13 protein-coding genes and 3 tRNA genes are annotated in these 10,173 nt (G+C 31.4%); 14 read left to right on the plus strand and 2 right to left on the minus strand.

Going from position 1 to position 10,173, the window contains the following annotated elements; all coding sequences use genetic code 11:
* Nucleotides 1–144: 144 nt before the first annotated feature.
* Nucleotides 145–993 (minus strand): aldo/keto reductase, encoded by an 849-nt coding sequence (locus B5E48_RS12515; RefSeq protein ID WP_087244820.1) that lies wholly within the window; start codon nt 991–993, stop codon nt 145–147.
* Nucleotides 990–1,862, minus strand: coding sequence for an aldo/keto reductase (locus B5E48_RS12520; RefSeq protein ID WP_087305398.1), 873 nt, complete (start codon nt 1,860–1,862; stop codon nt 990–992). Before B5E48_RS12520 ends, B5E48_RS12515 begins: the two co-directional genes overlap by 4 nt.
* Before the next feature lie 107 nt (nt 1,863–1,969).
* Between B5E48_RS12520 and B5E48_RS12525 the strand changes: the two genes are divergently transcribed.
* The 14 genes from B5E48_RS12525 (at nt 1,970) to B5E48_RS13650 (ending at nt 10,076) form a co-directional block, all read left to right on the plus strand.
* Complete coding sequence (locus tag B5E48_RS12525) at nt 1,970–2,869, plus strand: LysR family transcriptional regulator (RefSeq protein ID WP_087305400.1); 900 nt, start codon at nt 1,970–1,972, stop codon at nt 2,867–2,869.
* A 15-nt stretch (nt 2,870–2,884) separates the two neighbouring features.
* Nucleotides 2,885–4,660, plus strand: coding sequence for a DUF885 domain-containing protein (locus B5E48_RS12530; RefSeq protein ID WP_087305402.1), 1,776 nt, complete (start codon nt 2,885–2,887; stop codon nt 4,658–4,660).
* Nucleotides 4,660–5,046 (plus strand): HDIG domain-containing metalloprotein, encoded by a 387-nt coding sequence (locus tag B5E48_RS14140; protein WP_158097299.1) that lies wholly within the window; start codon nt 4,660–4,662, stop codon nt 5,044–5,046. The genes B5E48_RS12530 and B5E48_RS14140 overlap by 1 nt, the downstream gene beginning before the upstream one ends.
* 86 nt (nt 5,047–5,132) lie before the next feature.
* Nucleotides 5,133–5,267, plus strand: a complete 135-nt coding sequence (locus B5E48_RS14000) for a hypothetical protein (RefSeq protein WP_255376279.1) — start codon at nt 5,133–5,135, stop codon at nt 5,265–5,267.
* On the plus strand, nt 5,254–5,541 hold the full coding sequence (locus B5E48_RS12540) for an HAD hydrolase-like protein (RefSeq protein ID WP_241146983.1): 288 nt from the start codon (nt 5,254–5,256) through the stop codon (nt 5,539–5,541). The genes B5E48_RS14000 and B5E48_RS12540 overlap by 14 nt, the downstream gene beginning before the upstream one ends.
* Nucleotides 5,542–6,909 carry an MATE family efflux transporter gene (locus tag B5E48_RS12545; protein WP_087305407.1) on the plus strand — a complete coding sequence of 456 codons (1,368 nt, stop codon included), beginning with the start codon at nt 5,542–5,544 and terminating at the stop codon, nt 6,907–6,909.
* Nucleotides 6,910–6,977: 68 nt separating this feature from the next.
* Nucleotides 6,978–7,646 carry an N-acetylmuramoyl-L-alanine amidase family protein gene (locus tag B5E48_RS12550; protein WP_087244813.1) on the plus strand — a complete coding sequence of 223 codons (669 nt, stop codon included), beginning with the start codon at nt 6,978–6,980 and terminating at the stop codon, nt 7,644–7,646.
* Nucleotides 7,647–7,721: 75 nt separating this feature from the next.
* Nucleotides 7,722–7,798 (plus strand) — tRNA-Ile (locus tag B5E48_RS12555).
* A 24-nt stretch (nt 7,799–7,822) separates the two neighbouring features.
* Nucleotides 7,823–7,899: transfer RNA gene (locus B5E48_RS12560), tRNA-Ile, on the plus strand.
* A 16-nt stretch (nt 7,900–7,915) separates the two neighbouring features.
* Nucleotides 7,916–7,991, plus strand: a tRNA-Ala gene (locus B5E48_RS12565).
* Between the two features lie 209 nt (nt 7,992–8,200).
* Nucleotides 8,201–8,677, plus strand: coding sequence for a hypothetical protein (locus B5E48_RS12570; RefSeq protein ID WP_087305409.1), 477 nt, complete (start codon nt 8,201–8,203; stop codon nt 8,675–8,677).
* 317 nt (nt 8,678–8,994) lie between these two features.
* The gene (locus tag B5E48_RS12575; RefSeq protein WP_087305411.1) at nt 8,995–9,333 is read left to right on the plus strand and encodes a type II toxin-antitoxin system PemK/MazF family toxin; all 339 of its coding nucleotides are present in this window, start codon (nt 8,995–8,997) and stop codon (nt 9,331–9,333) included.
* A gap of 14 nt (nt 9,334–9,347) precedes the next feature.
* Nucleotides 9,348–9,845, plus strand: a complete 498-nt coding sequence (locus B5E48_RS12580) for a hypothetical protein (RefSeq protein WP_087305413.1) — start codon at nt 9,348–9,350, stop codon at nt 9,843–9,845.
* 78 nt (nt 9,846–9,923) lie between these two features.
* A complete protein-coding gene (locus B5E48_RS13650; protein ID WP_158097300.1) occupies nt 9,924–10,076 on the plus strand; it encodes a hypothetical protein in 153 nt (50 codons plus the stop codon).
* Nucleotides 10,077–10,173 lie beyond the last annotated feature (97 nt).

Below are 10,173 nucleotides of genomic sequence, written 5' to 3' on the forward strand. Positions count from 1 at the left end.
TTTCAGGACAGGCTTTTGTCATTTTTGTTTGTTTTAAGGTCAGCATTCTAAACACATCAACATCAAACTCACCATCAGGAAATGGTCCTAGTGACTTGGTGATGCTAGTCGTAGATTCACCTCCTTAATCTGATATCATGTTTTTTAATCGTGAATCTTTAATTGTGATAATCTGACTTCATTGGCAGGATCTTCAGGATTGTGTGTTGGTTTACCTGTATCTAAAGCACGCATTTTTTCCATTTCTTGGGCATTCAATTCGAAATCAAAAATATCAATATTTCCTTTCATTCTTTCAGGATTTGTAGATTTTGGTAAAGAAATAACACCTTCCTGATAAATCCAACGTAAGATAATCTGACCAGCATTTTTATGATATTTGTCAGCTAATTCACAAATAACAGGATTTTCTAATAATTCTTTATTACCATGTCCTAAAGGATACCATGCTTCTAAAAGAATATGATTTTCATCCATCACTTTTCTGAGTTCTCTTTGTTGAACAAATGGGTTAAATTCTACCTGATTGACTGCAGGCATGACTTTCATACCATCCTTAAATTGATTCCATAAGTTGACAGTGATATTAGAAATACCAATAGATTTCAATTTTCCTTCTTCATAAGCTTCTTCTAAAGCTTTCCATGCTCCTAAATAATCGCCATAGGGCTGATGTAATAAATAAAGATCAATGTAATCTACACCAAGCAGTCTTAATGAATTTTCAATCCCTTTTTTCGCATTTTCATATCCATAATCCTGTAACCATAATTTAGAAGTAATAAAAATATCTTGACGATCAATACCACTATCTTTGATTGCTTTTCCAACATCGCTTTCATTCATATATCCAGCAGCTGTATCAATATGACGATATCCTGCTTTTAAAGCAGCTAATGTGGCATCATAAGTTGGGCCATCGTTTGGAATCATAAAAACGCCAAAACCGACGGCAGGAATGTGTTGTTTGTTGTTGAGTTCAAATGTTTTCATATGTGTATCTCCTTTGTTGAATTTTCATGAATTTTAAATTTGTTTAAGTTTTTAGCAGTTGAATAACATTGATAATCAATGATTTCACTATGACCAAGATTGAGTTTATTCATTTCTATAAAATCATCCTGATCTAATTGAAAATCCCATATATCCATATTTTCAATCATGCGTTCTTGATGAATTGTTTTCGGAATCGCAATAATTCCTTGTTGGATTTGCCATCTTAATACAATTTGGGCAACTGTTTTATGATGTTTTTTTGCTATTTTTAATAATATTGGATTTTCAAAAATATGTCTTTGACCTTCATTCAATGGTCCCCATGCCTGTGTTATACATTGATATTGTTCAAACAGGTGATGAGCTTTTTTTTGTTGAAAGAATGGATGATATTCGATCTGATTAATCATCGGTTTAATAGAACAGTTCATATATAAATCTACAAATCTTTCCGGACTAAAATTACAGACACCCAGTGCTCTGATTTTTCCTTTCATATATAATTCTTCCATGGCTCTATAAGATCCATAGTAATCACCATAAGGTTGATGAATCAGATACAAATCAATATAATCTAAACCGAAATTTTCTAAAGATGTCTGGAAAGCTTTCATTGTCTTTTCATAACCAGCATCTTGAACCCATACCTTGGTTGTGATAAAGAGTTCTTTTCTAGGAATTTGAGATTTTTGTAAAGCTTTACCAATTTCTTTTTCATTCAAATAAGCAGCCGCACTGTCAATAAGACGATAACCACTTTCTAAGGCATGAAGAATACATTTTTCAGTCTGTAAAGGTGGAATCTGAAATGTTCCATAACCTAACATAGGCATCATGACACCATTATTGAGTTTTTGATATTGCATTGACCTCCTCCTTTCACTTGTTATTTTAGAAAAAGAGTTGAAAAAAGTACAATATCAATATTTTATTGTGCTATAATTAAAATGCATAGTGAAATGGAGGTGTATTCATGATTGAATTTTATCAGTTAGAACAGTTATTAACGATTGCGAAAGTGGGAACAATTTCTAAAGCGGCTGAAGTTTTACTTATATCGCAACCAGCTTTAACACGTTCGATTCAACGTCTGGAAGATGAATTAGGTATTCAGCTTTTTGACCGTAAGAAAAATAAAGTTGAATTGAATGCAAATGGGAAATTGGCTGTGGAACTTTTTGAGAAACTTTTAAATGATAAAGAAAAGATTGTGAATACTTTGCAGGCCTATAATCGTAGCCAATACGAAGTGAAAATTGGGTCCTGTGCACCAGCACCCATCTGGGGATTACGTCATGTTTTCAAAAAATTATACCCTGAAATGCAAATTCATGATGTTCTTGATTCTCGAGAAGACATTTTACTGCAAGGATTAAAAAACTATGAATTTTCTATTATTGTTTTTCATCATCCTATTGATGATCCTGATTATGAATGTGTGCCATTATTTGAAGAAAATCTCTTTTTATCTGTACCACCAGCACATCCTTTAGCTTTATTTCCAGAAATATCATTTGATGACTTAAATGGTGAAAGTGTTCTGTTGTTGTCAAAAATAGGATTCTGGAATGAAATCTGTCAAAAAGTCATTCCTCAATCACATTTGTTATTTCAGGAAGATGGGCAGGTTTTCAATGAATTGATTAAGGCATCGGCATTACCTCATTTTAGAAGTGATATTACAATGAAACAGGAAGGAAAATCAGAAAATCGCAAGGCTATTCCTATTAGTGATCCACAGGCACATGTGATGTATTATGGGATTTATAGAAAAACAGATAAAAAAATATTTTCATCACTACTAACAGAAGTTCAAAACTTACATTGGGAAGATGTCAGTCAAGTCACGGAAAGTGTAGATAACAACAAATAAGAAATGAGGAAAAATATGAAATATTTAAAAAAGTCAATCCAGTTTTTATTGTCCATAACATTATTCTTTTGCATGGTAGGATGCCAGCAAGATAATGTGACAGTTCAAAAAGAGTTTGATCAATTTTTAAATCAGGAATTTATAGAAACGATGGAAAACGATTATGTGACTTTACATACTTATGTGACTCATCCAGAAGATTTTGGAATTGATATGAGTCAGGTAGAAGTTGGACTAGGCATGGGTGCATCTCAAGATGACCAGCAAAAACTCACACAGGAGTTAAATGATACCTATGAACAATTAATGGAATTTGATTATGATGCTTTAACTGAAGATCAAAAAGATTCTTATGATATTTATAAAACACAATTATCAATTGATCAAAAATTGAGTGATGAAAAATTTGATTATTATGGTTCTTTATTTGCCAGTATGACAGGATTACATTATCAATATCCAACTTTACTAACTGATTGGGACATACGAAATGAAGAAGATTTACAAAATATGATTATCATGGTTAAAGATATTTTACCCTATACGCAAGAAGCTTTAGATTATACAAAAACACAAGCTCAAAAAGGTTTGTTAATGATTGATTTTGATTCAGTGTTAACTTATTGTCAAAGAATTTTAGATCAAAAAGATCATAGTCCTGTTTTACAGGCTGTTTATGAAAATATTGAAAATCTAGATATCACAAAGCAAAAGAAAGAAGATTATAAACAACAAATGGAAGACGCTTTTCAAACATCTTTCTTTCCAGCTTATCAAGAAATCATAACTACTTTATCTCATCTTAAAGATGGTACCAATAATGAGCAGGGACTCGCTCATTTCAAAGATGGTAAAGAATACTATGCTTTATTATTACAACAAAGCAGTGGAACTGATCAAACAGTAGAAGAAGTCAAAAATATGATGGAAGATGCTTTTCATCAGCATATGCAACGTCTGGTTGTATTAGCTATTCAAAATCCTGAGCTTTATGAAGATTATACAAATGGGAATTTCCCTCAAACAAATTTCCAGAGTTACGATGAAATTTTGAAGTTTATTAAACAAAATTTATCGCAAGATTTTCCTGAAGTTGATCAACTGTCATATCAAATTCAAGATGTCAATGAAAATTTAGCTTCTGATTCAGGGGTAACAGCTTATTTTAATATTCCTACATTAGATGGAACACAAGTGAAACAGTTGCGAGTTAATCCTAAAACAAATGATGTCAAGACGATATCTACTTATGCAACAGTGGCACATGAAGGGCTAACAGGACACATGTATCAATATGCGTATATGTATGAAAATCAGACAAACAATTTTAGAAAAGCCATTGCCAGCTGTCAGGCATATAGTGAAGGCTATGCGACATATGCACAATATGAATGTTTAAAGTATTTAACAGATAAAATTGATGAAGATGTTTTGCAGTTATATAAAGAAGCAGAATTATTGAATAATAGTTTAACGATTTTGATAGATATTGGTATTCATTATGAAGGATGGAGTCAAAGTGATGTTCTTGATTTTTTAGAAGACAATGGAATGCTTTTAGATGAAGAGTCTTTGTCAGCGTTATATAAACAGCTTCAAGCTAATCCAGTAGCATTTGTTCCTTATTATGTTGGATATGAAAAAATAGCACAAATGAAAGAAGAAGCTCAAGAAACGTTAGGGGACAATTTTGATCATAAGTTATTTCATGAAGCGTTATTAGAAACGGGAACAGCGCCATTTGATGTCGTAGAACGTCATATTGATCGCTATGTGGAGAATAGCCAATGATGGACTATCTTATATCACCAGATTTGAGTTTAAAAGAGAATGTTTGTCAGTTTTTTGATACATATCACTGTATTCATACGAAAGAACATAGTCTGAAAGTTGCAAATGAGAGTCTGAAACTTGCTCATAGATTTGGAGTTGATCCTCAAAAATGTTATCAGGCAGCTTTATTACACGACATCAGTGCTGTGATTTCTCACAATCAAATGATGGAAATAGCGTTACAAAATGCCTGGACAATAGATCCATCCGAAAAAAGTATCCATTCCTGCTGCATCAAAGAGTTTCTGCATTATTTGCACAAAACATCTTTCAAATTGAAGATAAAGAGGTTTTATCAGCTATCACATGTCATACGACACTCAAAGCACACCCTAGTCAAATAGATCTCGTTGTTTTTCTAGCTGATAAAATACAATGGGATCAACCAGGACTTCCTCCTTATTGAGATGTTATTGAAGAAGGAATGCAGATGTCACTAGCATATAGTGCTTATTTATTTTTAAAAGAACAGTTACAACATAAACGTATTTTATATCCACATCAGTGGTTAAAAGAAGCTTATGAAGATTTATCAAAGAGAGGAAAAATAAATGAAAAAGTATAAAGCAGTTATTTATGATATTGATGGAACAGTTTTAAATACATTAAATATGAATATGTATCCATTAATGAGAATTATTAAAGAAGAATTAAATGAAGATTGGAGTTTTGAAGACATTTTAAAATTTGCGGCTTATCCTGGTATGAAAGTGATGGAAGAATTAAATATAAAAGATAAAGAAAAAACATATGCCAAATGGGGTAATGTCGCTAAAGAAGAAATGAAAAATGCAACAATTGTTTTAGAAAAACCATTAGATTTATTACAGCTTATATAAATGCAAAATCAAAATAACTTTGCATTAGGAAATGTATCCCAGCATATTTTACATATTGCTGGACCAATGATTGTTGCACAGTTTATCAATATTTTATATAACGTTGTTGATCGTATTTATATTGGAAGATTACCTGATGTAGCCACTCTTGCGATGAGCGGCTTAGGTTTATGTTTGCCATTAATTTCAATTATTATTGCTTTTGCGAATTTATTTGGTATGGGTGGTTCACCACTTTGTTCTATAGCGAGAGGAAGTGGAGATCATGATTTGGCAGAAGAAATTATGGGGAATTCGTTTTCTTTACTGATTCTTTTTTCAGTTTTGATTATGATCATTGGACTGTTGTTTAAAGAACCGTTATTATGGGCTTTTGGAGCCAGTCAGAATACCATTACATATGCGAATGATTATATGAGCATTTATTTATTAGGAACGCCATTTGTTTTGATTGGTTTAGGCATGAATAGTTTTATTAATAGTCAAGGTTTTGCGAAAATAGGCATGATGACAGTTTTGTTAGGTGCTATAACAAATATTATTTTGGATCCTATCTTTATTTTTGTTTTAGCAATGGGAGTCAAAGGTGCAGCGCTTGCAACTGTAATATCACAGTTTGTATCTGCCTTATGGACATTCCAATTTTTAACAGGTCAAAAAACGATATTGAAATTAAAAAAAGAAAGACTGAAATTAAAAATAAAACATGTGAAAAAAATATTTGCTTTAGGGATGGCTGGATTTATGATGGGATTGACAAATTCTGTTGTTACAATTGTTTGTAATGCCACACTTCAGACATATGGTGGAGATTTCTATATTGCGATTATGACAATTATTAATTCTATTAGAGAGGTTGTATCTTTACCAGGACAAGGCTTAGCTAACGCTTCACAGCCAGTGCTTGGCTATAATTATGGAGCTAAACAATATCAAAGAGTTTTAAAAGCTATTCGTTTTACAACAATCACTTGCTTTTTAACGAGTTTTCTTTTATGGCTCAGTATTACTTTGTTTCCTCAATTTTATATTCAGATCTTTAGTCATAATCCAGAAATCATAACACATGGAACGCAAGCTATTCATTTATACTTTTTTGGCTTTTTTATGATGGCTTTTCAAATGACGGGACAAGCTGTGGCGGTAGGATTAGGAAAGTCTAAACAGGCGGTTTTCTTTTCACTTTTTAGAAAAGTGATGATTGTTGTTCCATTGACTTTGATTTTGCCTATATATATGGGTATTGATGGTGTTTTTATTGCTGAAGCTATCAGTAACTTTATTGGTGGAGGCGCATGTTATTTAACAATGATGCTGACAATTGGAAAAGATTTAAAGAAAAAACGTTTATCTGTTGCTAAAGGTTAATATAAGGAGAAAGACTCTAAGCATAAAGACATTTCTTTTTTCATATAAATAAACGGGTGATGATTCATATGAAAAAAATGATGTCTTTTATTATTCTTTTTGCTTTATGTACATGTTTATATAAACCAGTTATTCATGTTTCATCATCACAATTGTTAAATCAAAGAGTGATAGTTTTGGACCCTGGTCACGGGGGTTTAGACAATGGAGCGAGTATTGCTGGAGTCGATGAAGATGAATTAAATTTGAAAATCAGTTTTGCATTGAAAGAAGAATTGGAATCACGTGGAGCGACGGTTTATATGACAAGAACAGATGACCAGGATATGACAAGAAGAAATTATAACTATTCTAAACAGGATGATATGTATTTAAGAGCGTTAAAGATTGATGAATATCAGCCAGATTTATTTTTAAGTATTCATTTGAATTCTTCAAATTCTAGTGCCTGGGGATCACAAGTTTTTTATTATAAAAAAAGTGAGGATGGGAAAAGATTAGCTGATAGTATTCATAATCAAATGAAAACCTTAACGGGAACAAGGAAAAATATTTCATCAAGTAGTTTTTATATCTTGCGTGCAACACAATCACTGGGTGTATTGATTGAATGTGGCTTTTTATCTAATGCTAATGAAAGAGGACAGTTAAAAAGTCGCAGTTATCATAAAAAGCTGGCGACAGTGATTAGTGATGGAATACAGGGTTACTTTCAGGCTTTATCTGCTCCATTATAAAAATATATCTTAAAAAATAAAAAAAGTATTGACGAAAAAAGAAGCCTATGCTAATATATTAGGGCAGTCGTTAATGGGCCTGTAGCTCAGCTGGTTAGAGCGCACCCCTGATAAGGGTGAGGTCGATGGTTCAAGTCCATTCAGGCCCACCATTAATAACTGTTATATATATACATGGGCCTGTAGCTCAGCTGGTTAGAGCGCACCCCTGATAAGGGTGAGGTCGATGGTTCAAGTCCATTCAGGCCCACCATGTATAATTGAATAATGGGGCTTTAGCTCAGCTGGGAGAGCGCCTGCTTTGCACGCAGGAGGTCAGCGGTTCGATCCCGCTAAGCTCCACCATATAGGATATATAACCTGTATTGGATGTTTTTTTGATAAAACATCTGATGCAGGTTTTTTGTTTATATAATATTTTTATCTAAAGGATATGAATTTAACCGTATTGTCAGGGAAAGGAGTTAAAGTTGGGACAATATGAATATCAAAACTATAAGATTTTGAAAAGGGTAATAAATGAAATAGAGAAAGGTTAAAGAAGGTAAATAATAATGATGAAAATTGTAAATGGAATTCAAAAAGTATTAGCATTGACAGATTTTGAAGTAAATAAATTAAGTGATCGTTTAGGATTGATGGAATTTAACGGTTATACGATTTCACGAAAAACTGCAAATGTAGAAGGACAAAGTATTGAATATAATGTATTTTCAGTGAAATGTATCAATAGTTTTAATGGAAAGCAGATTACGGTTAATGTTACTTATGAAGGAACGAATAAAGGAATTTTAGATACATTAGCACATAAAGTTGAAAACAATCCACTAGAAAAAGCATTTATTGATTTTGATCAGGTGCTTATTGGACATTATATTTCTGGTGGTGGTAATTTTAGCCAGTTGATGCAGACATATAGAGCTGAAAAAGTAAGAACAGTAGATAACAATGAAGCTCAAAGAATTTTGAACATGATGAAAAACAATGAACATCAAGTGAATAATCAGGAAAGAAAACCTGAACAAAAATAAATGAAATGAGAAAAGAACTTTGATAATCAAATAAAATATGCTAGTAAATGAACTGTCAAACAGAGATGAAAATCGAGTAGCTAGCATCTATACAGGATGCCGTGACGTGATGATGATAGGAGCATGAGTCAAAAGACTTTAGCATATTTCTAACTTTATGAGGAAAGTTGGGTGATATAAAAAAATATTTGATTATTGAAGTGTATATATATGAAGAAAGGGCAGAAAGAGTCCTTTCTTTACTTATTTTATAGAGTACATATAATGGGACAATTGGTGGTAGAAATACCACGAAGAAAGAAGGTGTGAATGTAAAGATGAAAAGAGGTGAAATATATTTTGCAAATTTATCTCCTACTATGGGTTCAGAACAGGGTGGAATAAGACCAGTATTGATTATTCAAAATGACAAAGGAAATGTTTATTCTCCAACTGTTATAATTGCTCCAATCAGTTCTAGTGATCAAAAAAGAAAGAAGAAATCTTTTTATCACGTTGATCTAGATATAGAATGTTTACCAAAGAGAAGTTTTGTGATGCTTGAACAAATCAGGACGATTGATAAAAAAAGATTAGATAATTATATTGGATGTGTTGATGAAAAGTTTATGAAAATAATTGATAGAGGCATTATTTTGAGTATGGTAGGGATATAAAAGTGATAAATGTTATGAAAGATATGGTTTATAGAGTTTTAGATAATGTAAGCTTGTTAAAAATATTGAAAACTGTTTTTACTTTCCCAATATTTATTTTTGTGTTTTATGCTTGTTTGATAGGATTAGGTGTATTGTGTGATAATGAATACTTTAATGAAACTTTAGTTAATGAATTAAAACCGAGTTCTTCTATAGGGTTATATATCCACTTGCTACTCATGTATTTTGTTGTTAAAATTTTTTTTAGAGTATGCAGAACAGGTGAATGTAAAATATCTTTTTGGGAAGGTTCAACAATAAAGGAATTTCAGAAAATAAAAAATATATTGTATAAATCCAAACAAATTTTTTACAATTTGTGGAATATGATTTTTCATAAAAATTTTGTTTATAGGGTTTTTGGTACTGGAATAATGATCTCATTTGTAGTTGAGATCATTTTTGCTATATATATTATGTTGGTAACATACATAGATTTTATGGGATTTATTTTAGGATTTTTGATTTGAGAAAGAAAAAAAGATATTTATTTTTAATAGCATATATGCTATTATATGAATATAAATATCAGAAGTGGAGTATAAATTATGTATAGGGTAGAATTTTATTCTGATAAGGATAATCATTCTGATATTGAAGAATTTTTAGATGAATTAAAAGAAAAATCTAAAACCAGCAAGAATGATAGAATACAATTAAAACAGATTTTGTTTTATATTGATCCAATGTCGTCAATTTAAGAAGCTATAAGCCGATAGAAATCTATTAAGACATCTATCGACTTTTTAATTTTAAAATATAAAAGAATATTTTGGCTATATTGATAGAATTTTCAAT

Origin of the sequence: Massilimicrobiota sp. An105, from assembly GCF_002161155.1 — a bacterium.
Taxonomy (GTDB): Bacteria; Bacillota_I; Bacilli_A; order Erysipelotrichales; family Coprobacillaceae; genus Allocoprobacillus; species Allocoprobacillus merdigallinarum.